Origin of the sequence: Pseudomonas sp. W15Feb34 (genome assembly GCF_023127765.1) — a bacterium.
GTDB classification, from domain to species: domain Bacteria; phylum Pseudomonadota; class Gammaproteobacteria; order Pseudomonadales; family Pseudomonadaceae; genus Aquipseudomonas; species Aquipseudomonas synxantha_A.
In genome coordinates, this window is sequence record NZ_SPKN01000021.1 from 156,238 (window position 1) to 178,139 (window position 21,902).

At 58.5% G+C, this 21,902-nt stretch carries 23 protein-coding genes; 13 read left to right on the top strand and 10 right to left on the bottom strand.

Annotation, left to right across the window (positions count from 1 at the left end; genetic code table 11):
- The first annotated feature begins 137 nt into the window (after nucleotides 1-137).
- Nucleotides 138-740, top strand: coding sequence for a peroxiredoxin (locus E4O97_RS09200; RefSeq protein ID WP_003172097.1), 603 nt, complete (start codon nucleotides 138-140; stop codon nucleotides 738-740).
- A 67-nt stretch (nucleotides 741-807) separates the two neighbouring features.
- Here E4O97_RS09200 and rnt read toward each other — a convergent pair whose 3' ends face one another.
- Both rnt and pyrC read right to left on the bottom strand, forming a co-directional pair.
- Nucleotides 808-1,479, bottom strand: a complete 672-nt coding sequence (rnt, locus tag E4O97_RS09205) for a ribonuclease T (RefSeq protein WP_005785271.1) — start codon at nucleotides 1,477-1,479, stop codon at nucleotides 808-810.
- Nucleotides 1,476-2,522 carry a dihydroorotase gene (gene pyrC, locus E4O97_RS09210; protein ID WP_005785273.1) on the bottom strand — a complete coding sequence of 349 codons (1,047 nt, stop codon included), beginning with the start codon at nucleotides 2,520-2,522 and terminating at the stop codon, nucleotides 1,476-1,478. Before pyrC ends, rnt begins: the two co-directional genes overlap by 4 nt.
- Nucleotides 2,523-2,678: 156 nt before the next feature.
- Here pyrC and E4O97_RS09215 point away from each other — a divergent pair, with 156 nt between their 5' ends.
- The 3 genes from E4O97_RS09215 to E4O97_RS09225 all read left to right on the top strand — a co-directional run bounded on the left by E4O97_RS09215 (nucleotide 2,679) and on the right by E4O97_RS09225 (nucleotide 6,198).
- Nucleotides 2,679-3,587: an OmpA family protein gene (locus tag E4O97_RS09215; RefSeq protein WP_032877528.1), complete on the top strand. Its 909-nt coding sequence runs from the start codon at nucleotides 2,679-2,681 to the stop codon at nucleotides 3,585-3,587.
- A 128-nt stretch (nucleotides 3,588-3,715) separates the two neighbouring features.
- Nucleotides 3,716-4,933 (top strand): argininosuccinate synthase, encoded by a 1,218-nt coding sequence (locus E4O97_RS09220; RefSeq protein WP_005785276.1) that lies wholly within the window; start codon nucleotides 3,716-3,718, stop codon nucleotides 4,931-4,933.
- Between the two features lie 632 nt (nucleotides 4,934-5,565).
- Nucleotides 5,566-6,198: a response regulator transcription factor gene (locus E4O97_RS09225; RefSeq protein ID WP_005785278.1), complete on the top strand. Its 633-nt coding sequence runs from the start codon at nucleotides 5,566-5,568 to the stop codon at nucleotides 6,196-6,198.
- Between the two features lie 82 nt (nucleotides 6,199-6,280).
- Here E4O97_RS09225 and E4O97_RS09230 read toward each other — a convergent pair whose 3' ends face one another.
- The 4 genes from E4O97_RS09230 to metG form a co-directional block, all read right to left on the bottom strand.
- On the bottom strand, nucleotides 6,281-6,460 hold the full coding sequence (locus E4O97_RS09230) for a hypothetical protein (protein WP_005785279.1): 180 nt from the start codon (nucleotides 6,458-6,460) through the stop codon (nucleotides 6,281-6,283).
- A gap of 107 nt (nucleotides 6,461-6,567) precedes the next feature.
- Nucleotides 6,568-7,206 carry an endonuclease III gene (gene nth, locus E4O97_RS09235; protein WP_032877527.1) on the bottom strand — a complete coding sequence of 213 codons (639 nt, stop codon included), beginning with the start codon at nucleotides 7,204-7,206 and terminating at the stop codon, nucleotides 6,568-6,570.
- A 58-nt stretch (nucleotides 7,207-7,264) separates the two neighbouring features.
- Nucleotides 7,265-8,233, bottom strand: coding sequence for an electron transport complex subunit RsxB (gene rsxB, locus E4O97_RS09240; RefSeq protein WP_248161194.1), 969 nt, complete (start codon nucleotides 8,231-8,233; stop codon nucleotides 7,265-7,267).
- 87 nt (nucleotides 8,234-8,320) lie between these two features.
- Nucleotides 8,321-10,372 (bottom strand): methionine--tRNA ligase, encoded by a 2,052-nt coding sequence (gene metG, locus E4O97_RS09245; RefSeq protein ID WP_248161196.1) that lies wholly within the window; start codon nucleotides 10,370-10,372, stop codon nucleotides 8,321-8,323.
- Nucleotides 10,373-10,544: 172 nt separating this feature from the next.
- On the opposite strand from metG, the gene apbC reads away from it, so the two are divergent.
- On the top strand, nucleotides 10,545-11,639 hold the full coding sequence (gene apbC, locus E4O97_RS09250) for an iron-sulfur cluster carrier protein ApbC (RefSeq protein ID WP_032877523.1): 1,095 nt from the start codon (nucleotides 10,545-10,547) through the stop codon (nucleotides 11,637-11,639).
- A 462-nt stretch (nucleotides 11,640-12,101) separates the two neighbouring features.
- Here apbC and fdxA read toward each other — a convergent pair whose 3' ends face one another.
- From fdxA to E4O97_RS09270, 4 genes are all read right to left on the bottom strand, one after another.
- Nucleotides 12,102-12,425 carry a ferredoxin FdxA gene (gene fdxA / locus E4O97_RS09255; RefSeq protein ID WP_003208688.1) on the bottom strand — a complete coding sequence of 108 codons (324 nt, stop codon included), beginning with the start codon at nucleotides 12,423-12,425 and terminating at the stop codon, nucleotides 12,102-12,104.
- Nucleotides 12,426-12,567: 142 nt separating this feature from the next.
- A complete protein-coding gene (gene mutS / locus E4O97_RS09260; protein ID WP_078820416.1) occupies nucleotides 12,568-15,159 on the bottom strand; it encodes a DNA mismatch repair protein MutS in 2,592 nt (863 codons plus the stop codon).
- Nucleotides 15,160-15,440: 281 nt separating this feature from the next.
- Nucleotides 15,441-15,812: a hypothetical protein gene (locus E4O97_RS09265; protein ID WP_032877520.1), complete on the bottom strand. Its 372-nt coding sequence runs from the start codon at nucleotides 15,810-15,812 to the stop codon at nucleotides 15,441-15,443.
- On the bottom strand, nucleotides 15,805-16,293 hold the full coding sequence (locus E4O97_RS09270; RefSeq protein ID WP_032877518.1) for a type II toxin-antitoxin system antitoxin SocA domain-containing protein: 489 nt from the start codon (nucleotides 16,291-16,293) through the stop codon (nucleotides 15,805-15,807). Before E4O97_RS09270 ends, E4O97_RS09265 begins: the two co-directional genes overlap by 8 nt.
- 233 nt (nucleotides 16,294-16,526) lie before the next feature.
- On the opposite strand from E4O97_RS09270, the gene E4O97_RS09275 reads away from it, so the two are divergent.
- The 8 genes from E4O97_RS09275 to E4O97_RS09310 all read left to right on the top strand — a co-directional run bounded on the left by E4O97_RS09275 (nucleotide 16,527) and on the right by E4O97_RS09310 (nucleotide 21,855).
- Entirely contained in the window at nucleotides 16,527-17,270 is a 744-nt protein-coding gene (locus tag E4O97_RS09275) for an XRE family transcriptional regulator (protein WP_177327421.1), read from the top strand.
- A gap of 590 nt (nucleotides 17,271-17,860) precedes the next feature.
- On the top strand, nucleotides 17,861-18,199 hold the full coding sequence (locus E4O97_RS09280; protein WP_005785384.1) for a phage holin family protein: 339 nt from the start codon (nucleotides 17,861-17,863) through the stop codon (nucleotides 18,197-18,199).
- 23 nt (nucleotides 18,200-18,222) lie between these two features.
- Nucleotides 18,223-18,738, top strand: a complete 516-nt coding sequence (locus E4O97_RS09285) for a hypothetical protein (RefSeq protein ID WP_248161197.1) — start codon at nucleotides 18,223-18,225, stop codon at nucleotides 18,736-18,738.
- A 3-nt stretch (nucleotides 18,739-18,741) separates the two neighbouring features.
- Nucleotides 18,742-19,353: a phage baseplate assembly protein V gene (locus E4O97_RS09290; protein WP_248161199.1), complete on the top strand. Its 612-nt coding sequence runs from the start codon at nucleotides 18,742-18,744 to the stop codon at nucleotides 19,351-19,353.
- 9 nt (nucleotides 19,354-19,362) lie between these two features.
- Nucleotides 19,363-19,695, top strand: coding sequence for a phage baseplate protein (locus tag E4O97_RS09295; protein WP_005785388.1), 333 nt, complete (start codon nucleotides 19,363-19,365; stop codon nucleotides 19,693-19,695).
- The gene (locus E4O97_RS09300; RefSeq protein WP_248161201.1) at nucleotides 19,692-20,687 is read left to right on the top strand and encodes a baseplate J/gp47 family protein; all 996 of its coding nucleotides are present in this window, start codon (nucleotides 19,692-19,694) and stop codon (nucleotides 20,685-20,687) included. Before E4O97_RS09295 ends, E4O97_RS09300 begins: the two co-directional genes overlap by 4 nt.
- A complete protein-coding gene (locus E4O97_RS09305) occupies nucleotides 20,684-21,322 on the top strand; it encodes a phage tail protein I (protein WP_228309400.1) in 639 nt (212 codons plus the stop codon). The genes E4O97_RS09300 and E4O97_RS09305 overlap by 4 nt, the downstream gene beginning before the upstream one ends.
- A complete protein-coding gene (locus E4O97_RS09310; protein WP_248161204.1) occupies nucleotides 21,319-21,855 on the top strand; it encodes a phage tail protein in 537 nt (178 codons plus the stop codon). The genes E4O97_RS09305 and E4O97_RS09310 overlap by 4 nt, the downstream gene beginning before the upstream one ends.
- Nucleotides 21,856-21,902 lie beyond the last annotated feature (47 nt).

The following is a 21,902-nucleotide window of genomic DNA, read 5'->3' on the forward strand; positions in this document are numbered from 1 at the left end:
GCTGACGAACGGTTTTTTCGGTGTATGATGGTCGGTCTTCACGAAGCGTGATTGCGTCATATTTCTGTCTGCTTCCACAGGCAGACTCGACCGGTCCTTTTACTTCAATCGTCACCCCCTATATCAGGAGATATCCAATGAGCGTACTCGTCGGTAAACAAGCCCCGGATTTTGACGTTCCAGCCGTCCTCGGCAATGGCGAAATCGTAGACAGCTTCAAACTGTCTGAAGCCATCAAAGGCAAATACGGCCTGGTATTCTTCTACCCGCTGGACTTCACTTTCGTCTGCCCTTCGGAGCTGATCGCCCTGGACCACCGCATGGACGATTTCAAGGCGCGCAACGTAGAAGTGGTTGCCGTGTCCATCGACTCCCATTTCACCCACAACGCCTGGCGCAACACCGCCATCAACGACGGCGGCATCGGCAAAGTCAAATACACCATGGCTGCCGACATGAAGCACGACATCGCCAAGGCCTACGACGTTGAGTCTGAAGGCGGCGTCGCTTTCCGTGGCGCGTTCCTGATCGACGACAAGGGCGTCGTGCGTTCGCAGATCATCAACGACCTGCCGCTGGGCCGTAACATGGAAGAGCTGATCCGCCTGGTTGACGCCCTGCAATTCCACGAAGAGCACGGTGAAGTCTGCCCTGCCAACTGGAAAAAAGGCGACAAAGGCATGAACGCTTCGCCAGAAGGCGTTGCCGCTTACCTGACCGAGAACGCCGGCAAGCTGTAAGCCTGCGTCGAGGTACAAAAAAACCGGCCTGAAAGGCCGGTTTTTTTATGGGAGGGGCGGTGCAGGCTCAGTCGTTGAAGTCTTCCCAGCCACCCATCTGTTTCCAGCGGTTGACGATGCCACAGAACAGGTCGGCGGTCTTTTCGGTGTCGTAGCGCGCCGAGTGGGCTTCACGACCATCAAAGTCGATACCCGCTGCCTGGCAGGCTTTGGCCAGTACGGTCTGGCCATACGCCAGGCCTGCAAGGGTGGCAGTGTCGAAGCTTGAGAACGGGTGAAACGGGTTGCGCTTCATGTCCAGGCGCGCCACGGCGGCATTCAGGAAGCCCAAGTCGAAGCTGCTGTTATGGCCGACCAGGATCGCGCGTTTGCAGCCATTGGCCTTCAGCGCCTTGCGCACGCCACGGAAGATATCGGTCAGTGCTGCTTCTTCACTGACGGCCATGCGCAGCGGGTGGTCGAGCTTGATCCCGGTGAACTCCAGGGCCGCGGCTTCGATATTGGCGCCTTCGAACGGCTCGACACGGAAGAAGTGGGTGTGTTCCGGGAACACGAAACCCTGTTCGTCCATGCCGATGGTGGTTGCGGCGATTTCCAGCAGGGCGTCGGTGGCGCAGTTGAAGCCACCGGTTTCTACGTCGATGACAACCGGCAGATAACCGCGAAAACGCTCGGCCATCGGGTGGCGCGAGCCGCCGCCACTGTGCTCTTGTTCGTCATCGTAATGGTCTTCACTCACTTGCTTTCCTCCAGCAGGCGCCAGCGCAGTGTTTCACCGGCGCGCAGCGGGATAACGGTCAGCTCGCCAAACGGCAGGCTGGCGGGGGCGGTCCAATCTTCACGGACCAGGGTAATGCGGTCGGTATTCGCCGGCAGGCCGTAGAAACGCGGACCATTGAGGCTGGCAAAACCTTCGAGTTTGTCCAGGGCATTGCGCTGTTCGAATGCTTCGGCATACAGCTCGATGGCGGCAAACGCCGTGTAGCATCCGGCACAACCGCATGCGGCTTCCTTGGCGTGCTGGGCGTGGGGCGCCGAGTCGGTGCCCAGGAAGAACTTCGGGCTGCCGCTGGTGGCGGCATCCAGCAGTGCCACCTGGTGAGTGTTGCGCTTGAGGATCGGCAGGCAATAGAAGTGCGGCCGAATTCCGCCCACCAACATGTGGTTGCGGTTGTAGAGCAGGTGGTGAGCGGTGATGGTCGCGCCAACGTTAGCCGAAGCTTCGGTGACGAACTGCACGGCATCGGCGGTGGTGATGTGCTCGAACACTACCTTTAAAGTCGGGAACAACTCGACCACACGACGCATGTGTTCGTCGATGAAGATTTTCTCGCGATCGAAAACATCCACATCGCCACGGGTCACTTCCCCATGGATCAGCAACGGCATACCAACTTCGGCCATGGCTTCGATCGCCGGCAGGATCTTGTCGATACTGGTCACGCCGGAATCAGAGTTGGTGGTCGCGCCGGCCGGATAGAGCTTGGCAGCGTGGACGAAGCCGCTAGCCTTGGCCTGGCGAATCTCTTCAGGCTGGGTGCGGTCGGTCAGGTAGAGCACCATCAACGGTTCAAAGCGGCTGCCGGCCGGTCGTGCAGCGAGAATACGCTGGCGATAGGCGTCGGCTTCTGCGGCATTGCGCACCGGAGGTACCAGGTTAGGCATGATGATGGCACGGCCAAACGTGCGCGCCACATCGGCCACGGTTTGGGGTAACGCAGCACCATCGCGAAGATGAATATGCCAGTCGTCGGGACGCAGCAGGGTCAGGCGGTCGGACATTGGGGATTCCAGGCGGGTCAATCTGGTGGGAATGCTACCGGAAAAGACTCTTGCAGGCACTCGCTATCAAGTTTTGCCGGATGCGACCGATATCCCCGGGTATGCCCTAACGATGTATGACGCTTTGAAGTGTTGTAGAAACCAGTGGAGCCTCCCGTGCGCCAGCATTATCTAGCCCTGCTCAGTGTGTTCGCCAGCCTGCCCGCTATGGCCCTCACGTTCCAGACCCGTCTGGAGAATATTGAGTGGAAGGTAGAGGGCGACCAGTTCGAGTGCCGCCTGACGCAGCCGATCACCGACTTTGGTTCCGGGGAGTTCGTGCGCCGGGCCGGCGAGCAGGCGACGTTTCGCCTGAAAGCCTATAACGGTGCGTTTGGCGCAGGCTCGGCAACCTTGTTGGCCGCCGCTGCGCCCTGGCAGCCGGGCCGAGGCGATATCAACCTCGGGGCGGTACGTGTCGGCAGTGGCGACGTACTGTTCAATAGCTCCCAGGCCCAGGCCGGGCGCCTGTTCACTGGATTGCTTGAGGGGCGCAGCCCGACCGTACGGCATTACGCGCGCGAGGGCGGGTACTCGGAGGTGCGTCTGCTGCCGGTGAGGTTCAGCAAGGCTTACAGCGACTATCAGTCGTGCACTGCCAAGCTGTTGCCCATGAATTACGATCAGGTCAAGCAGACTGAAGTCGGATTCCCCGGTGGCGGCATTGAGCTGGACGCTGCCGCCAGGAAGAAGCTGTCTGTGATTCTTGCGTTCATGAAGGCCGACCCTACCGTCAATCATGTCGAGTTGAACGGCCACTCGGATAACAGTGGCAATCGCCTGACCAATCGCGACGTCTCGCGCCGCCGCGCCCTGGCGGTGATGGATTACTTCAAGGCCAATGGCATTCAGGAATCGCAGATCACCCTGCGTTTCCACGGCGAGAGCTACCCTCTGGCACCCAACACCAGTGCCGCCAACCGCGCCCGCAACCGCCGTGTGAATATCCAGCTTGAGCGGGTCGCTGCCCCCGAGAAACCGGCATCCCAAGCCACGGTACCGAGCAACCCGGCGGCTACCTCGTAGGTGCGACCATCGGTCGCCCACTCGACATAATCTGTCGCTTTATCTTCATTTGCTGTCGCGCCCCTGTAATTTCGCGGTTTTGATCGGTAGAATCGTTGCCTTTCCGTACAACCCCGTGGAGTGATGGCATGGCCGACGTAAACAAGGTCGTTCTCGCGTATTCCGGCGGCCTGGACACTTCGGTGATCCTCAAGTGGCTGCAGGATACTTATAACTGTGAGGTGGTGACCTTCACCGCTGACCTGGGTCAGGGCGAAGAGGTCGAACCTGCACGTGCCAAGGCGCAAGCCATGGGCGTGAAAGAGATCTACATTGACGACCTGCGCGAAGAGTTCGTCCGCGATTTCGTATTCCCGATGTTTCGCGCCAACACTGTCTACGAAGGTGAGTACCTGCTGGGTACCTCCATCGCACGTCCGCTGATCGCCAAACGTCTGATCGAGATCGCCAACGAAACCGGCGCTGATGCCATTTCCCACGGCGCCACTGGCAAGGGCAACGACCAGGTGCGTTTCGAACTGGGTGCCTATGCACTCAAGCCAGGGGTAAAAGTGATCGCCCCTTGGCGTGAATGGGACCTGCTCTCCCGTGAAAAGCTGATGGATTACGCTGAAAAGCACGCGATCCCGATCGAGCGTCATGGCAAGAAGAAGTCGCCGTACTCGATGGACGCCAACCTGCTGCACATCTCCTATGAGGGCGGCGTGCTGGAAGACACCTGGACCGAGCACGAAGAAGACATGTGGAAATGGACCGTCTCCCCGGAGAACGCTCCAGACAAGCCACAGTATCTGGAACTGACTTACCGCAACGGCGACATCGTCGCGTTGGACGGCGTTGAAATGTCTCCGGCCACCGTGCTGGCGACCCTCAACCGTATCGGTGGCCAGCATGGTATCGGCCGTCTCGACATCGTCGAGAACCGCTATGTGGGCATGAAGTCCCGCGGCTGCTATGAAACCCCGGGCGGCACCATCATGCTGCGTGCTCACCGTGCCATCGAATCCATCACCCTGGACCGTGAAGTCGCCCACCTTAAAGACGAGCTGATGCCCAAGTACGCCAGCCTGATCTACACCGGTTACTGGTGGAGCCCTGAGCGTCTGATGCTGCAACAGATGATCGACGCCTCCCAGGCCCACGTGAACGGCGTTGTGCGCCTGAAACTCTACAAGGGCAACGTGATCGTCACGGGTCGTAAATCCGATGAGTCGCTGTTCGACTCCAACATTGCGACGTTTGAAGAAGACGGTGGCGCCTACAACCAGGCGGATGCGGCGGGCTTCATCAAGCTGAACGCCCTGCGTATGCGGATTGCTGCCAACAAGGGCCGCTCGTTGTTCTGAGTGTTGCCTCGGTTGTGAAAAATGGCCCCTTATCCAAGGGGCCATTTTTTTTGCTTGTTTATTATTGGATGAACATAAATAGGGCAATGATGTTTATCAGTGTTTAGCGGGTGCTTGAGTGTGTTTTTTCTGAAACTTTACTGGTTGTTTTACTTTTTTGCGTTTTGTTTTTAACGCTGAATGATTTTTTACATCTGCTAAGGAACTATGTCTGACAGAAAATTCACTCATGTAACTGCAAAAGCGAGGTTATTCGTTGAATCTTCTGTAGGAATTATGGAAATCTATAAATATGTTAAATGGAACTAATACAGACGGGCTTTCCTTGTCGTTCTGCGTGCAGCCAGGCTCCAGGCAAGGGGTATTTCCTGAAAGTCTTGTGCGGTGCGTTTACCTTCATAGGCTTATGCCAAGGACATTTCACTCAAAATATGTGCGCGTCGAGAAAAGTCTGAAAGCATCCATAAAGCCCTATACATCTAAGTTTGCGATTTTTTGTAGGCTAATTCCTATCTTCCTGTGGGTTGGGTCTCTCCCTGCCGTTGCTCGGGGTGGAATGCTATGCCAACTAGTAATCGACTAGGCTATTGTGTTTGCTCTAAATAATTCGAACAGCGAAATTGGACTTTCTCATGAATAAAGTGCTGATCGTGGATGATCATCCCGTCATTCGTCTTGCTGTGCGCATGCTAATGGAGCGTCATGGTTATGAGGTCGTTGCCGAGACCGATAACGGTGTCGATGCGTTGCAACTTGCACGGGAACACATGCCGGATATTGTGATACTGGATATCGGAATCCCCAAGCTCGACGGCCTGGAGGTGATTTGCCGGTTGGCTTCAACCAAGCAAGCCATATCGTTCAAGGTGCTGGTGCTGACGTCCCAGGCCCCTGGCCATTTTTCCATGCGCTGCATGCAGGCAGGGGCGGCCGGCTATGTCTGCAAGCAGCAGGATCTTACCGAGTTGTTGAGCGCCATCAAGGCGGTGCTCTCAGGCTACAGCTACTTCCCGAACCAGGCGCTCAATTCAGTGCGTTCAACCATGGGCAATGCCAGCGAAGCTGAAATGGTTGAACGCTTGTCGGGGCGAGAGATGATGGTGCTGCAGCAACTGGCACGTGGCAAAACCAACAAGGAGATTGCCGACGGCATGTTCCTCAGTAACAAAACCGTCAGTACCTACAAGACTCGCCTGCTACTCAAGCTCAATGCCCGCTCCCTTGTGGACCTGATCGAGTTGGCCCAGCGCAACGGCTTGGTGTAGGAGGACGTTGCACCACTCAAAACCCGTGTATCCGGCAGAAAAAAGCCTCCGTCAGGGAGGCTTCCGGTCGTTCACGCATCGATCACAGATCGAAGTCGTAATCGGCCAGCTGTTTTTGCAAGCGTCGCTCTTCCAGAAGATTGTCGATAGTGCGACGTTTGCTCAAATTGGTCTTGGCTACCTCTACAGGTGTCTCTACCGCGTCCTCATCCGACTCAGCGAGGTCGTCTTCCACTTCCAGTTGTTCTTTGCCAGCGCTCATAAGATTAACTCCGGGCTAAGACTGCCATTGGGGCTCCTTATAGCGATAATCGGCGAACGGGTAAAAAAGATTTTTTCAATCGACTGATCAAAAAAATCAATGGTCGCTCAATCGTCGGACGTCTTGTCCTTGTATTCACACAGATCTTCGATGCGACAGCTGCCGCAGCGGGGCTTGCGAGCCTGGCAAACGTAGCGCCCATGCAGGATCAGCCAATGATGGGAGTCGAGCAAATACGGCTTGGGCACGAACTTCATCAGTTGCTTTTCCACCTCGACCACATTTTTGCCCCGCGCAATGCCGGTTCGGTTACTGACCCGGAAGATGTGCGTATCCACAGCCATGGTCAACTGCCGGAATGCGGTATTGAGTACCACGTTGGCCGTTTTGCGGCCCACCCCTGGCAAGGCTTCCAGGGCTTCGCGCGTTTTCGGGACTTCACCACCATGCAGCTCTACCAGCAGGCGGCACGTTTCGATCACATTCTTGGCCTTGCTGTTATACAGGCCGATGGTCTTGATGTACTCGGACAAACCTTCCACACCCAGGGCGTAAATCGCGGCCGGGGTATTGGCCACGGGATACAGCTTCGCCGTGGCCTTGTTGACACCGACGTCCGTGGATTGGGCTGACAGGATCACCGCAATCAGTAATTCGAAAGGGGAGGAGTAGGCCAGTTCGGTTTTCGGTTCCGGATTGTCTTCATGAAACCTGCGGAAGATTTCCAGGCGTTTTGCGGCATTCATAGGGGCGGACGTTTCCTTGCTGACGGTCGACGTGATGTTAGCAATGCAAAGCGCAGGTTCAGGCGTCGGTGTTGGCCTCGGCATCCTGCAGCGTCTGCTCGGCGGCGTTCAACGCAGCGCTCAAGGCTGCCAGTTGCTGCTCGCCAGCCTGCTCGGCCTGGGCCTTTTTCAACTCGGCTCGGCGCATGGCCAGTTGGATCTTTGCACGCTTGAGGTCAACGCTCTTGGGGGGCGTTGTCGGCGGCGCACTGTTGGCCTCCAGCGCGGCAAGCGCCTGTTCGCAAGCCTCGAACTGCCGTTGCAGCATAATCAATTGCGACTGTTGCTCAAAGGTCGGGGGATGCCCAAACGCCTTCAACGATTTGTGCAATTGAGCGCGACTCATGGTGACGCTGATTTTGGCCTGCTTGATCGCGGCGTCCTGAGCGGCCTGATGATTATTGACCTGTGTCGTTTCCACCGCAGCTGCGCGTTTGGCCCGTGTCAGGCGTTCGGCGAGCTTGCAGGCTTCCTCACGTTGCAGGCGGGCGTTGCGTTGTTCGAAACGCCGTCGCGCCCGATCACGTTTGAGGTCGCGTTCACGCCGCTCGTCATCGGTGCCTGCCAAGCCGCCCACGATAGGCAGTACGTCAGCGAGCGCACGCATCTCGATACAGTCGACGGGGCAGGGGGCGACACAGAGGTCGCAACCGGTGCACTCGTCGGTAATCACGGTGTGCATCAGCTTGGCGGCGCCCACAATGGCGTCCACCGGGCAAGCCTGGATGCATTTGGTACAACCGATGCATTCGGCCTCACGGATATAGGCAATCTGCGCGGGCGCTTCCCCGCGGCTGGTGTCCAGGTCCAGCACTGGCAGGTGCAGCAGTTGCGCAAGCCCGGCGATAGTTTCCTGCCCACCGGGCGGGCACTTGTTGATGGCCTCGCCCCTGGCGATGCCTTCTGCATAAGGCTTGCAACCCGGGTGCCCGCACTTGCCGCATTGAGTCTGCGGCAGCAGCGCGTCGATACGTTGAATGAGGTTCATGCTGTGATCATAGCGTTTACGCCCGGCCCAGGGAGGTGGGCAAGCTGAAAAGCCCCGCCGTGGCAATAGCGGGGCATTTTGCAGGGATTACTTGATGCGTTGGCCCGGCTTGGCGCCGCTGTCGGGGCTCAGCAGGTAGATTTCTTCGCCGCCAGGGCCCGCCGCCATCACCATGCCTTCGGAAATGCCAAACTTCATTTTCCGTGGCTTGAGGTTGGCGATCATCATGGTCAGGCGCCCATCGAGCTTGGACGGGTCCGGGTAAGCGCTCTTGATCCCGGAGAACACGTTGCGCTGTTCGTCACCGATATCCAATGTCAGGCGCAGCAACTTGTCGGCGCCCTCCACGGCTTCGGCCTTGATAATCAGTGCTACGCGCAGGTCCACGGCGGCAAAGGCGTCGAAATCGATTTCCGGAGAAATCGGGTCCTTGGCCAGTTCGCCATTGCCCGCAGGCGCAGATTGGCCGGTATCGGTCTGGCTGGCGACCAGGTCTTCCTTCGAAGCATCGGTCATGGCCTGGACTTTCACCGGGTCAATGCGGGTCATCAAGGGCTTGAACGCGTTCAACTGATGATTACCGAGCAAGGTGGCGTGATCGTTCCAGGTCAGCGGCGCCACATTCAGGAACGCCTCGGCATCGGCGGCCAGCAATGGCAGCACCGGCTTGAGGAAGATCACCAACTGGCGGAACAGATTGACGCCGGTGGCGCAGATAGCCTGAACCTCAGCTTCCTTGCCTTCCTGCTTGTTCAGCGACCACGGGGCCTTGTCGGCGATCCAGGCGTTGGCACGGTCGGCCAGGCCCATGATTTCGCGCATGGCGCGGGCGAAGTCGCGGGCCTCATAGGCGTCGGCGATGCTTGGTGCGGCGGCCAGGAAGGCGTCGGTCAGTTCCGGTGCGGCGTTCTCGGCTACCAGTACACCGGCGTTGCCCTTGTGGATAAACCCGGCGCAACGGCTGGCGATGTTGACGACTTTACCCACCAGATCCGAGTTGACCTTCTGTACGAAGTCTTCCAGGTTCAGGTCCAGGTCGTCGACACCCCGGCCCAGCTTGGATGCGTAGTAGTAGCGCAGGTATTCAGGCGACAGGTGGTCCAGGTAGGTGCGCGCCTTGATAAAGGTGCCACGGGACTTGGACATTTTCTGCCCGTTCACCGTCAGGTAGCCGTGCACGGCAATGCCGGTCGGCTTGCGGTAGCCCGAGCCTTCAAGCATCGCCGGCCAGAACAGCGCGTGGAAGTTGACGATGTCCTTGCCGATGAAGTGGTACAGCTCGGCAGTGGAGTCCTTGCCCCAGAACGCGTCGAAGTCCAGCTCCGGGGTGCGGTCGCACAGGTTCTTGAAGCTGGCCATGTAGCCGATCGGCGCGTCCAGCCATACATAGAAGTACTTGCCCGGCTCGCCCGGGATCTCGAAGCCGAAGTATGGCGCGTCGCGGGAGATGTCCCACTGCTGCAGGCCACTGTCGAGCCATTCGGAGAGTTTGTTGGCCACGGCGTCCTGCAAGGTACCGCTGCGCGTCCAGGTTTGCAGCATTTGCTGGAAATCCGGGAGCTTGAAGAAGAAGTGCTGCGAGTCCTTGAGCACCGGAGTGGCACCGGAGATCGCCGACTTGGGATCCTTCAGGTCGGTCGGTGCGTAGGTCGCGCCGCATTTTTCGCAGTTGTCGCCGTACTGGTCTTCGGTGCCGCATTTGGGGCAGGTGCCCTTGATGAAGCGGTCGGCCAGGAACATCTTCTTTTCCGGGTCGAAATACTGGGTCACCGAACGTTGGTCGATGTGCCCGGCTTCCTTCAACCGCAGGTAGATCTGGCTCGACAACTCGCGGTTTTCGTCGGAGTGGGTCGAATGGAAGTTGTCGAAGTTCACCAGGAACTCGGCAAAGTCGGCGCTGTGTTCAGCCTGCACGTTGGCGATCAGTTGTTCCGGGGTGATACCTTCCTTTTCGGCGCGCAACATGATGGCCGAACCGTGGGCGTCGTCCGCGCAGACATAAATGCATTGATTGCCGCGATGCTTCTGGAAGCGCACCCACATATCGGTCTGGATGTACTCAAGCATATGGCCAAGATGGATGGAACCATTGGCATAGGGCAGGGCGCTGGTGACGAGGATCTTGCGTGGCTCGGACATGGGGCTCGGCTACTTGATGAAACGGAGGTCGGCCACTATAAAGCGCCGGGAAATTTATTTCACCCCGTGACGCTGTTTCAGAATCTTCCGGAACCTCGAAAGCGTGCCGTTCAACCGCCGGAACGGTTAGGATAGCCGCCTGTTTCAGTCAGTCTTTTTTCGGGAGTAGCCCATGAGCGCCGTCAATCGCGCAGCGGTGGAAGCCGTTCTTCGCCAGTACACCGATCCTTATTTGAACCAGGACCCGGTCAGTGCCGGTTGTGTGCGCAGCATCGAGGTCCAGGGCGACCAGGTGTCGGTACAGATGCAACTGGGCTATGCCGCAGGCTTGTTCAAACGCGGCTGGGCGCAGATGCTCCAAATGGCCATTGAGGGCATCGACGGCGTGGGTTCGGCCAAGGTCGATATCCAATGCGTGATCGCCCCGCACAAGGCCCAGGCGCAGATCCCGGGCCTGGCCAACGTCAAGAACGTGGTGGCGGTGGCCTCCGGCAAGGGTGGTGTGGGCAAATCCACCACCGCGGCCAACCTGGCCCTGGCCCTGGCCCGCGAAGGCGCGCGGGTGGGGATTCTCGACGCCGATATCTACGGCCCAAGCCAAGGCGTGATGTTCGGCATCGCCGAAGGCACGCGGCCGAAGGTCAAGGATCAGAAATGGTTTGTACCCATCGAGTCGCTCGGTGTGGAAGTGATGTCCATGGCCTTTCTTACCGATGACAACACGCCGATGGTCTGGCGCGGGCCGATGGTTTCCGGGGCGTTGCTGCAATTGGTCACACAGACCGCCTGGGGCGACCTCGATTACCTGGTGATCGACATGCCGCCAGGCACCGGCGACATCCAGCTGACCCTGGCGCAAAAAGTGCCGGTGGCCGGTGCGGTGATCGTCACCACGCCTCAGGACCTCGCGCTGCTGGACGCCAGGAAAGGCGTCGAGATGTTCCGCAAAGTCAATATCCCTGTGCTCGGCGTCGTGGAAAACATGGCGGTGCACATCTGCTCCAACTGCGGTCATGCCGAGCATCTGTTCGGTGAAGGTGGGGGCGAAAAGCTCGCGACCCAATACGGTGTCGAGCTGCTCGCTTCGTTGCCGCTGGCGATGGGCATTCGTGAACAGGCAGATGGTGGCAAACCAACCGTGGCGTCCGAACCGGACGGGCAGGTCGCGATGATCTACCAGGAACTGGCCCGGCATGTCGGCGCGAGAATTGTCTTGCAGGAAGCTGCTGCGCCGGCGATGCCGACCATTACTGTCAGTGACGACTGATGCCTTTCAACAGTAAGCGGTGGGGGCAATGAGGCTTATTGCCCTTTTCCGCAATTGTGCGTGTAAGCATTTGCTTACCTTTGCGTAAGCGATCGGTTTTTTTATCATGCATGGACGTCTCGATTTTTTTGAGACTTTTTTCATCTCATTGAAAAACAAGACTTATTTATCTGTGTTTAGGTGTCAGAGCGTGCCAGTCGATCGAACCGGGTCGCGTTGAACTTATCTTCGAACCCTCTAACATCAGCCCTGTGTCCACGGATTGACACAGCCATCAAGGAACGATGGTTTGAAGGAACGTCGCAGGATGCGATTCATCAGGATGATGAAAAGGAATACAGGGACTAGGGAAAAAATGTGGGCGGGTCATACCGCCCCTTTTTTCGCCTGTAGAAAAGTAAAAACGCTCCCATCAGAAACGCAAAAAGGCCCGCAAGGGGCCTTTTGGGGGCGGCGACGCTATCAGCGTTCGAGGTCTGCAATCTTACCTTTTTTGCCATCCCACTCCGCTGCATCGGGCATCGGGTCTTTGCGCTCGGTGATATTCGGCCAGATTTCCGCCAACTCGACGTTCAGCTGAATAAACTCCTGCATCTCCGCAGGCACTTCGTCCTCGGAGAAAATCGCGACGGCCGGGCATTCTGGTTCACACAGGGCGCAGTCGATGCACTCATCCGGGTGAATAACCAGGAAGTTCGGGCCTTCGTAGAAGCAGTCCACCGGACACACTTCTACGCAGTCGGTGTACTTGCACTTGATGCAGTTGTCGGTGACGACGAAGGTCATTTCTAATTTTCTCCTCAGGCGGCGGCAGCGAAACCCCTTGTGGTGGGGTTCGCGAGGTTTGAGAGCGATAGTCTGCGGACCAGGCTAAAAGCCCGCAGCATCCCAAACCGCGCGAGATTCTATCAGCTTGCAAGCGTCTGCGTTATATCCGAGTCTTCAGTGCATATAACATTTCGAGCGCTTTACGCGGCGTCAAGTCATCCAGATCAAGCTTTGCCAACTCATCCAGCACCGGATGGGGCAGGCTGGCGAACATATCGCTCTGGTGCGGCGCGGCGGTTTTCTTGCTGGCCTTGGCAGGGCTGGCGACCACGGTTTCATGGGGCAGGGCTGTGGTTTCCAGGCGGCTGAGGTGTTCGCGGGCGCGAGTAATCACGTCATTCGGCACGCCGGCCAACTGTGCTACGGCCAAGCCATAGCTCTGGCTCGCTGGCCCTGGCAGCACATGGTGCAGGAACACGATGCGCTCATTGTGCTCGGTGGCATTGAGATGCACGTTGGCCACCAGTGGCTCGCTTTCCGGCAACACCGTGAGTTCGAAGTAGTGCGTGGCAAACAGTGTATAAGCGCGCAAATGCGCCAGGCGTTCGGCCGCCGCCCAAGCCAGGGACAGGCCGTCGAAGGTGCTGGTGCCGCGACCCACTTCGTCCATCAGCACCAGACTGCGCTCGGTGGCGTTGTGCAGGATGTTGGCGGTCTCGCTCATTTCCACCATAAAGGTCGAACGGCCACCCGCAAGGTCATCACTGGAGCCGATCCGCGTGAAGATGCGGTCCACCAGGGACAGCTCGCAACTGGCCGCCGGCACAAAGCTGCCGATATGGGCCAACAACACGATCAACGCGGTCTGGCGCATATAGGTGGATTTACCACCCATGTTCGGACCGGTGATCACCAACATGCGGGTATCGTCGTCCAGCGACAGGTCGTTGGCGACGAATGGCGTGGTCAATACCTGCTCCACCACCGGGTGGCGACCTTGCACAATGCGCATGCATGGCTCGCTGACAAACCGTGGGCAGTTCAGGTCAAGGTTCAGCGCTCGTTCGGCGAGGTTGCTCAGTACATCCAGCTCCGCCAGGGCGGCCGCAGTGTCCTGCAATGGCGCCAAACGGCTGATCAAATCCTCGAGCAAGGCTTCGTAAAGCATCTTTTCCCGGGCCAGGGCGCGGCTTTTGGCTGACAGCGCCTTGTCTTCGAACTCCTTGAGCTCTGGGGTGATAAAACGCTCGGCACCCTTGAGCGTCTGGCGGCGTTGATAATCGATAGGCGCCGACTCCGCTTGCTTGCTCGGCAACTCAATAAAGTAGCCATGCACGCGGTTGTAGCCCACCTTCAGGTTAGCCAGACCGGTGCGGGCTTTTTCGCGGGCTTCCAGGTCGATCAGGAACTGGCCGGCGTTTTCGCTCAGGGACTGCAGCTCATCCAGCTCGCTGTCGTAGCCGGTTTTCAACACGCCGCCATCACGGATGATCGCGGGCGGGTTGTCGATGATGGCTTTTTCCAGCAGCGCCGCGAGGTCCGGGTAAGTGCCGGCAGTCACCGCCAGCTGTTGCAAGTGAGGCGTATCCAACTCAGTCATTGCCAGTTGCAACTGCGGCAGGGCGCTCAAGGCATCACGAAGGCGCGCCAGGTCGCGGGGTCGTGCATTGCGCAGGCCGATCCGCGCCAGGATACGCTCGATATCACCGATTTCTTTGAGTTGCGGCTGCAGCTTTTCAAAGCGATAGCCATCGAGCAGGCAGGTAATAGAGGTTTGACGCGCTTGCAGCACGGTCAAGTCCCGCAGCGGACGGTTCAGCCAACGGGTCAGCAAGCGACTGCCCATCGCGGTCTGGCAGCGGTCGACCACCGATTGCAGGGTGTTATCGCGCCCGCCGGCCAGGTTGGTATCCAATTCCAGGTTGCGACGGCTGGCGCCATCGAGCACCACGGTATCGTCCAGGCGTTCATGACGCAGGCTGCGCAAGTGGGGCAGGGCGGTGCGCTGGGTTTCCTTCGCGTAGCTGAGCAGGCAGCCAGCAGCGCCGATGGCCAGGGTCAGCGTTTCACAGCCAAAACCTTTAAGGTCTTGCACCGAAAACTGCTGGCACAGACTTTTCAGCGCCGAATCACGCTCGAAATCCCACGGTGCACGCCGCTTGGTCCCACGACGTTTCTCCGCCGGCAAGTCCTTGGGCCAATCATCCGGGATCAACAACTCCACCGGGTTGATACGCTCCAGCTCCGCCAGCAGGTTCTCCCAGCCCTTGATCTCCAGCACGCTGAAGTTGCCGCTGGTGATATCCAGCACCGACAGGCCGAACAGACGCTCATCGCCCAACACCGCAGCGATCAGGTTATCGCGACGCTCATCCAGCAACGCTTCATCACTCACCGTACCCGGCGTAATAATGCGCACCACTTGACGTTCCACCGGCCCTTTACTGGTAGCCGGGTCGCCGATCTGTTCACAGATCACCACCGACTCGCCCAGCTTCACCAGCTTGACCAGGTAGCCTTCCAACGAGTGATAAGGAATGCCACACATCGGAATCGACTGCCCCGCCGACTGCCCGCGCGCGGTCAGGGTAATGTCCAGCAGCTTGGCGGCCTTCTTCGCGTCTTCGTAGAAGATCTCGTAGAAGTCGCCCATGCGATAGAACATCAACTGATCAGGGTGCTGGTTTTTCAGGCGCCAGTACTGCTGCATCATCGGGGTGTGGGAGGACAGGTCTGAAGTGTTTTTACTCATTGGGTAGTAGGCAAATTCGTTGAAAGTGATGGGGCAAAGGGGGCGCTTGGCCCAGCATTTTTTGCGATGGAGGCAAGGTTAACACGCGAGGTCGGCCCTTCGCAGGTCGCAAACGGCCAGGTAAAACGCGAAAGCGGCGTCGCCTCAAGAAGCTCCCTCGCCACAGGTTAGCGGTTTAATCAGGCATTGCAGCAGCGTTAAACAATCCGGTCAGTGCCTGGAAGATGATGAGCTGACTTTTCATATCTCAATGCAGGATGCAGATCGTGAATACGACCAAACTATTTGGATCTACGCCCACTGGCCGGAAACAACCCTCTGATCACCCCAAGAAACGCCGCAAACAAGTTGATTGAAGTCGCCGTAGTGATGGCAATCAATACATTGTCCGAGAACGGCGCTTTACCCGAGTAATACGTCGACCAGCCATTCCACACCAGCAGGACCGCCCAGAAGATCACGCCGCAGGCAGCAAACCAAAACGCACGCCCCGCATACTTCTTGCGCAGTTGCCGCTCGGCTTTCTGGTCTTTGAGGTTCTGGCTTCTTTCATCGTCGGTGCCTATGGCTTGCTCGCCACCGGCCTGGGAGTCCTGGTCAGGCCCTGCCACGGGGGGCAGGGTGAGTTCCAGGTTGTCGAGTTCTTCACTCACGGATACGGCTCTTTGGGTGAATGAGTGCTGCCATGTCTTCCCAGTCTATGGCGGAGCCGTCGGCGCCCTTGAGGGCCCAGGCTGTGCCGTCCTCGTGGGACAGGTTGGACAGTTGGGTGCCGGACCATTTGCCGTATTTGTTAATGATCCGGTCAATCAAACGATGGGTATAGGTATCGCTCTCCGGAACCCTCGGTGTAACGAAGACAATGTCTTCGGCGTCGGGCTTCAGGTTGCTGAGCAGTGAGGTCACCGGGCGATTACCGTAGGATTTCAGCTCATGGTAAAGCGACGGAATGACCGGGCCATATTGCCAGCGGGCGAAGTGGTCATCCATCAGGGGCTGGTCTCGCTCGCGCAAATGCCAGGACTGTGTATAGAACAGCAGTTTCTGCAGCTTCATCGGGGTCAGGCCCGAAACCTTGCCTTCCTTCGCGCGTTCAATGAAGGCGTTAGCAACAGCTAGCGCTGAATAAGCCATGAGCACCTCCGTCGTTGCTGGCTAGGTGATTGACGAGTTTTATACATAGCCCCTGAATTGTCGATAAGCAAGGGAGGCTGTTCATTTGCCGCGTCTTACCTCAGGCGCTCGCAATAATAGTGAGTATTTAACTGTCTGGATATACAGTATTTTGTTTCAGGCTAAACACAATTGGATGTTTAATGCATAAATATGCAAATTAGCATTTGCCAACCTTAAAAACTCCCGTCACTATCCGCGTTATGCAAAAACGCAATGTTTCTATCGTCTTAAGAGAGCTGCTGGATCGCGACCGGATCTCCCCCACGGAGCTTCATCGGCGCACCGGCGTGCCTCAATCCACACTGTCCCGGATCCTCAGCGGCAAGATCGTTGATCCGTCGGATAAACACATCTCCCGTATCGCCGAGTATTTTCGCGTGAGCACCGACCAACTGCGCGGGCGCGCTGCGGTGGGAGCCTTGCGCGATGACGGGCGCGACCCGATGCATTCGGAACTCAAGGACATAAGCCTGTGGGACGACGACACCCCCGTCAATGATGACGAGGTGTCGATCCCCTTTCTGCGCGAGGTTGAATTGGCTGCTGGATCAGGAAGATTCGTCATCGAGGAAAGCGAGAAGGCCAGCCTGCGGTTCGGCAAGCGCAGTCTGCGGCATAACGGCGTGCAGTTCGACCAGGCCAAGTGCGTGACGGTACGCGGCAACAGCATGTTGCCGGTACTGCGCGACGGCGCCACGGTTGGCGTGAACGCCGGTAAAAGCGGCATTGGCGATATCGTCGATGGTGATCTGTATGCCATCAATCACAACGGCCAGCTGCGAGTTAAACAGCTCTACCGCCTGCCTTCCGGGATTCGCCTGCGCAGCTTCAACCGTGATGAGCATCCGGATGAGGACTACAGCTTCCAGGATATCCAGGATGAGCAGATCAGCATCCTCGGTCATGTTTTCTGGTGGGGCATGTACGCCCGCTAACCCCCTCGCGTAAGACGAAACCCGCCCATGAGCGGGTTTTTTTTCGGCCCGAAAAAACCGGCAAACCCCATGCTGGCAAGGCCTCAAATGCATTTGTGCATTTCCACAGCAAAAATAAATGCATTGATGCATTGACTGTATATGCATACATGCATATTCTCCATCTCAAGCCAGCCAACAAGGCCTGGTGGAGGTGGCAAGGATGCTGCCAAGGAAGACAAGGAAGGCACGCAACATCGGCAAGGACGCCATCGAAGCGATGGCAGGGATGCCAGGCAACACCGGCAAGGATGCCGACGCTCTTTAGTTTCAACGCTTCAAAAACAGGCAGCGATGAACCGGCCTTGACGGTTCAGAGGGTTGGCAACTGACCCGGGTGTGCAGCGTAAAGCACCAGAAGCAGTTATCCGGCAGACAGGGATCGTGGTCGGAAAAACATCGAGGAAAGGACCGTACCGCGCCAGTAGCGCCGAAAGTCCGAGGACAGCATTACTGAAAAGCCCGGGCAACCGGGCTTTTTGGAATGCCTACCTATCGAAGCATCTGTAAATGAAATATGGATTATTAAATGCTCAGCCAGGAGGCGTGACATGACAAATGAACAGCAAGCGTTAGCGGAAATGCCTATCTGGCTGGTCATCGTATTGGCCGTGATCGGCGGCGTATCCGGCGAGATGTGGCGCGCCGATAAGGAAGGGGCTCGCGGTTGGTCGCTGATCCGACGCCTGGCCCTGCGCTCCGGGGCGTGCATGGTCTGCGGGGTTTCGGCTCTGATGCTGTGCTACGCAGCGGGGATGTCGATCTGGACCGCCGGCGCCATTGGTTGCCTGACCGCCATGGCCGGTGCCGACGTGGCTATCGGCCTTTATGAGCGGTGGGCGGCCAAGCGCATCGGGATCAACCAAGGCTCCCGCCAGGACCCGCAGTAATCGTTGCAAGGACGCTACATAAAATGACGCTTATCGAAAAGCCATCCCAACTGCCCCAGGCCGTGGGCGCTGCGCTGCATGCAGCCTTCCCGGACCTCAAGGTCGGCAGTCATCAGGACTTCCAGGGCGACACTGAAAAAACCGGTGTGCAGGTCACAGTCGAAGGCAATGGCCCGGGCATTCGCTCTCGCGAAGGGCGCAAGGCTCACGTGCTGAGCATTTCACTCAGGGCCATGGTCGCCCCCGGGGCATTGCCGTTCGATGCCTGTGACCTGGCCAGCCAACTCATGGACCTTGTGCTGGATAACCGTTGGGACCTGCCCCAGGCACAGTGCGATTTGCCCGCAAATATCGTCGCCGCTCCGGCTGTGCGCAGCACCCTTCATGCGGACTACGACACCTGGACGGTTTCCTTCACTCAAACCCTCTATCTGGGGCCGCCGTTACTTGAAGATCCTACAGGCCAGCCGCTGTTTGCCTGCACCTGGGACGTCTCCAACATCGACGACCCGGCCCAATACAAACCACTGGCGGAGTAGCCCATGTTCGACGCGCTGTTACGCATGCAATTGGGACCGATCGTCGAACGCCTGGCAGAGATGGAGACCCAACTCGAAGACCTTTACCGCCGCGCTGAAAGCTTCTGCCGGATTGGCATTTGCCAGCAGGTCGACGCGGCGAGCAACACTTGCAAGGTCAGCCACGGTGATTTGCTGACCCCGGCGATCCGCTTTTTCAACCCCAGCGCCGGTGCGCAAACGGAAACCCGCATTCCAACGGTGGGCGAGCAATGCCTGTTGCTTAACTACGGTGGCGGGGAGGGCGGCATGCAGTCAGTGGCGCTGTTCGGCCTCAACAGTGATCGCTTTCCGCCGGTCTCCAGCGTTGCGACGCTGACCAGGCGTCGCCATCAAGACGGCACCCAAAGCGACTACGACGACGCCAGCCATACCTTCAACTGGGTCAACGGCCCAACCATCGTCAGCGGCTCCCGTGAACAGGTCGACATTAAAGTCGGCGCTGCCAGCCTGACCATGAATGCCCAGAGCATCACTTTGCAAATCGGCGGCACCAGCCTGTTGCTGGATGCTGGCGGAGCTCACTTCAGCGGCCCGGTAGTGGACCATCAAGGACGCGTCATCAGCCCGCGATAAGGACATCCCATGCTCGGAATCGAGAGGAACACCGGCGCAGCCGTCGATGACTGGCTGCAATTTGTGCAGCGCGCCACCCGAGCGCTGACCACCCCCGTGGGCACCCGGCAAAAGCGTCCGTTGTATGGCTCGCTGATCCCGCAGTTGCTCGGGCAAAACCTCGGCGACGACCTGCTGATTCTCGCCCAGAGCCATGCCGCCCAGGCGTTCTACAACACCCATAACGGCATCAGTGATTTTGACCCCCAGGTCATCGTCGCCACCCGCCAAGGCGCCGGCCTGTTACTGCGGTTTGCCGGCACCTGGAAAAACCGCCAACAATCCTTCGAGGTCGTGACATGAGTATGTTGATCCCCGGCCAGAACCAACTGGCGGAACCGACCATCATCAAGGTGGATGAGTTCGAACCGTTGCTGGCCGAGTTCAAGACGTTTGTCATCGACTACGTCGCCACCCGCGCGCCGCAAAGTGCGCTCAAACTCAAGGCCAGCCTCGACAACGAAAGCGAACTGCTGACCCTGGCCCTGGAAGCGTTTTGCGTGCGTCTGCAAACCCACGAGCGCAAATACAACGCCCGCATCAAGCAGATGCTGGCGTGGTGGGCTACCGGCAGCAACCTGGATGCGCGCCTGGCCGATATGGGCCTGGAACGCCAAGTGCTCGACCCTGGTGACCCGGCCGCTTTCCCGCCCGTGCCGCCCACCCTGGAAAGCGACGACGACGCTCGCCTGCGTTACTACCTGGCGCCCCATGCTCCGGCGGCCGGCTCGCGGATGCAGTATCGCCGCGAAGTGTTCACCCTTGGCGAGCGCCCGGCGGTGAAAGTGCAAAGCGCGACGCCGGGTGTGGTGAGCGTCATCTACACCTTCGATCCGGATGGCTATGCAGCCCAGGTCAAGGACGGCAACGCCCGACGCACCGCACCGGGTGAAGTCATGGTCACTGTGCTTTCCCGCGAGGGCGACGGCACGCCGTCTGCGGACTTGCTTGACGGTGTACGTCGACATTTCGCACGGCCGGATGTAAGGCCGGAAACCGATCTTGTCACCGTCCAGGGCGCTCAAATTCAACCCTACAAAATTCGCGTGGTGGCCAAGATCAACGCCGGCCCGGACTCGGGGCTGACCCAAGTGGCGGCGCAGAAACTGCTGCAAGACTACGCAGAGTCCTGCCATCGGCTGGAAGGGCGGGTCGACCCCAGCTGGATCGACTACGCCATCCACAGCGCCGGTGCTACGCAACTGCAGATCCTGGAACCGCTGGCGCCGATTGTCAGCACCGCGTTCCAGGCCCCGTATTGCACGGGTGTCGAGGTGGAGGTGCGCACGCTATGAGTGAACCCAACGCGAGTCTGTTGCCGGCCAACAGTTCACCGCTGGAAAAGGCCCTGGACCTGGGCTTCGGCACATTGCTTGAGCGCGTCACGCCGCCGTTTCCAGCGCTGATGAACCCACTTCAAACCCCCAGCGAATTCCTCCCGTACCTGGCCGCCGACCGCGGCGTCAGCGAATGGGATGCCGAAGCCAGCGAGGCGGAAAAGCGCCTGACCGTGGCCTTGTCCTGGCAAATCCAGCGCCAGGCCGGTACGCCCAAGGCGCTGAGTCATGCGGTGGAGTCATTGGGCTTCACTCCCAACATCAGCGCCTGGTATCAGCAACGCCCCTTGGGTGTGCCTTACACCTTCGACGTACAGGCGATCATCGGGCGCAGTTGGTCCAGCGGCGATCACAACCGGCTGATCCGGCGTATCAATGCGGCCAAGAGTGAGCGCGATCAGGCGACGATCACCATCGTGCATGAAACCGAAGGTCACCTTGCATTCACGCAAGTGCTCGACGCCCCTTTAAGCGATGGCGAGTTTTATCTAAACGGCGCGTTGCCGGAATTGGCGCTGGTTGCTCGGCTTAACAGTGCCGGGGTTGCCCAGCACTACACCATTAACGACTACGACCTCAGGGCGCAGCCATGACAGATGAAATCACGCGCCTGGTGCGCTTCACTTCCAAAGGTTTGGATGAAGTGCTGCAGGCAAAGAACCAGGGCCTCAAAGGCCAAATCACCCACATCGGCGGCGGCACCGGCCGCTACAACCCCGACGGCACAGAAGTGGCCTTGCGTGACGAGCGACAACGGGTGGCCATCGTCGATTACGAAGACCTGGGCGAGCGCCAACTCAGGATGGCCGCGCTGTTTGATGGCGACGGAGAATATGAGATTGGCGAGTTCGGTTTTTACCTCGCAAGCGGGACTTTGCTGGCGGTGTATTCCGTGGCGGGGAAGTTGCTGACGTATAAGGCGGCGGCGGCTCGGGTGCTGCAGAAGTTTACGTTGGATGTATCGCCCTTGCCGGCGGATAGCGTGACAGTAGTGGTGGGGACTGAGAATCTCAATGTCTTACTAACGGAAGAGCTGGCTTCACTCTCGGCAGCGAGCATCGACAATATGACACGGGGTATCGGGGTTCTATTTCGCCTGATGGCGCTGGAGGAGAGAACAGTTTAACCGCCTCTTTCAAATGACCCTGAGGACGGAATACGTTGGCTTGATTG

Bases quoted from the DNA above. Each gene is read 5' to 3' on its own strand.
- E4O97_RS09200 (WP_003172097.1), top strand. From the start codon at position 138: ATGAGCGTACTCGTCGGTAAACAAGCCCCGGATTTTGACGTTCCAGCC.
- pyrC (WP_005785273.1), bottom strand. From the start codon at position 2,522: ATGTCCGACCGCCTGACCCTGCTGCGTCCCGACGACTGGCATATTCAT.
- E4O97_RS09220 (WP_005785276.1), top strand. From the start codon at position 3,716: ATGGCCGACGTAAACAAGGTCGTTCTCGCGTATTCCGGCGGCCTGGAC.
- E4O97_RS09225 (WP_005785278.1), top strand. From the start codon at position 5,566: ATGAATAAAGTGCTGATCGTGGATGATCATCCCGTCATTCGTCTTGCT.
- E4O97_RS09230 (WP_005785279.1), bottom strand. From the start codon at position 6,460: ATGAGCGCTGGCAAAGAACAACTGGAAGTGGAAGACGACCTCGCTGAG.
- nth (WP_032877527.1), bottom strand. From the start codon at position 7,206: ATGAATGCCGCAAAACGCCTGGAAATCTTCCGCAGGTTTCATGAAGAC.
- rsxB (WP_248161194.1), bottom strand. From the start codon at position 8,233: ATGAACCTCATTCAACGTATCGACGCGCTGCTGCCGCAGACTCAATGC.
- metG (WP_248161196.1), bottom strand. From the start codon at position 10,372: ATGTCCGAGCCACGCAAGATCCTCGTCACCAGCGCCCTGCCCTATGCC.
- apbC (WP_032877523.1), top strand. From the start codon at position 10,545: ATGAGCGCCGTCAATCGCGCAGCGGTGGAAGCCGTTCTTCGCCAGTAC.
- fdxA (WP_003208688.1), bottom strand. From the start codon at position 12,425: ATGACCTTCGTCGTCACCGACAACTGCATCAAGTGCAAGTACACCGAC.
- mutS (WP_078820416.1), bottom strand. From the start codon at position 15,159: ATGAGTAAAAACACTTCAGACCTGTCCTCCCACACCCCGATGATGCAG.
- E4O97_RS09270 (WP_032877518.1), bottom strand. From the start codon at position 16,293: ATGGCTTATTCAGCGCTAGCTGTTGCTAACGCCTTCATTGAACGCGCG.
- E4O97_RS09280 (WP_005785384.1), top strand. From the start codon at position 17,861: ATGACAAATGAACAGCAAGCGTTAGCGGAAATGCCTATCTGGCTGGTC.
- E4O97_RS09285 (WP_248161197.1), top strand. From the start codon at position 18,223: ATGACGCTTATCGAAAAGCCATCCCAACTGCCCCAGGCCGTGGGCGCT.
- E4O97_RS09290 (WP_248161199.1), top strand. From the start codon at position 18,742: ATGTTCGACGCGCTGTTACGCATGCAATTGGGACCGATCGTCGAACGC.
- E4O97_RS09295 (WP_005785388.1), top strand. From the start codon at position 19,363: ATGCTCGGAATCGAGAGGAACACCGGCGCAGCCGTCGATGACTGGCTG.
- E4O97_RS09300 (WP_248161201.1), top strand. From the start codon at position 19,692: ATGAGTATGTTGATCCCCGGCCAGAACCAACTGGCGGAACCGACCATC.
- E4O97_RS09305 (WP_228309400.1), top strand. From the start codon at position 20,684: ATGAGTGAACCCAACGCGAGTCTGTTGCCGGCCAACAGTTCACCGCTG.
- E4O97_RS09310 (WP_248161204.1), top strand. From the start codon at position 21,319: ATGACAGATGAAATCACGCGCCTGGTGCGCTTCACTTCCAAAGGTTTG.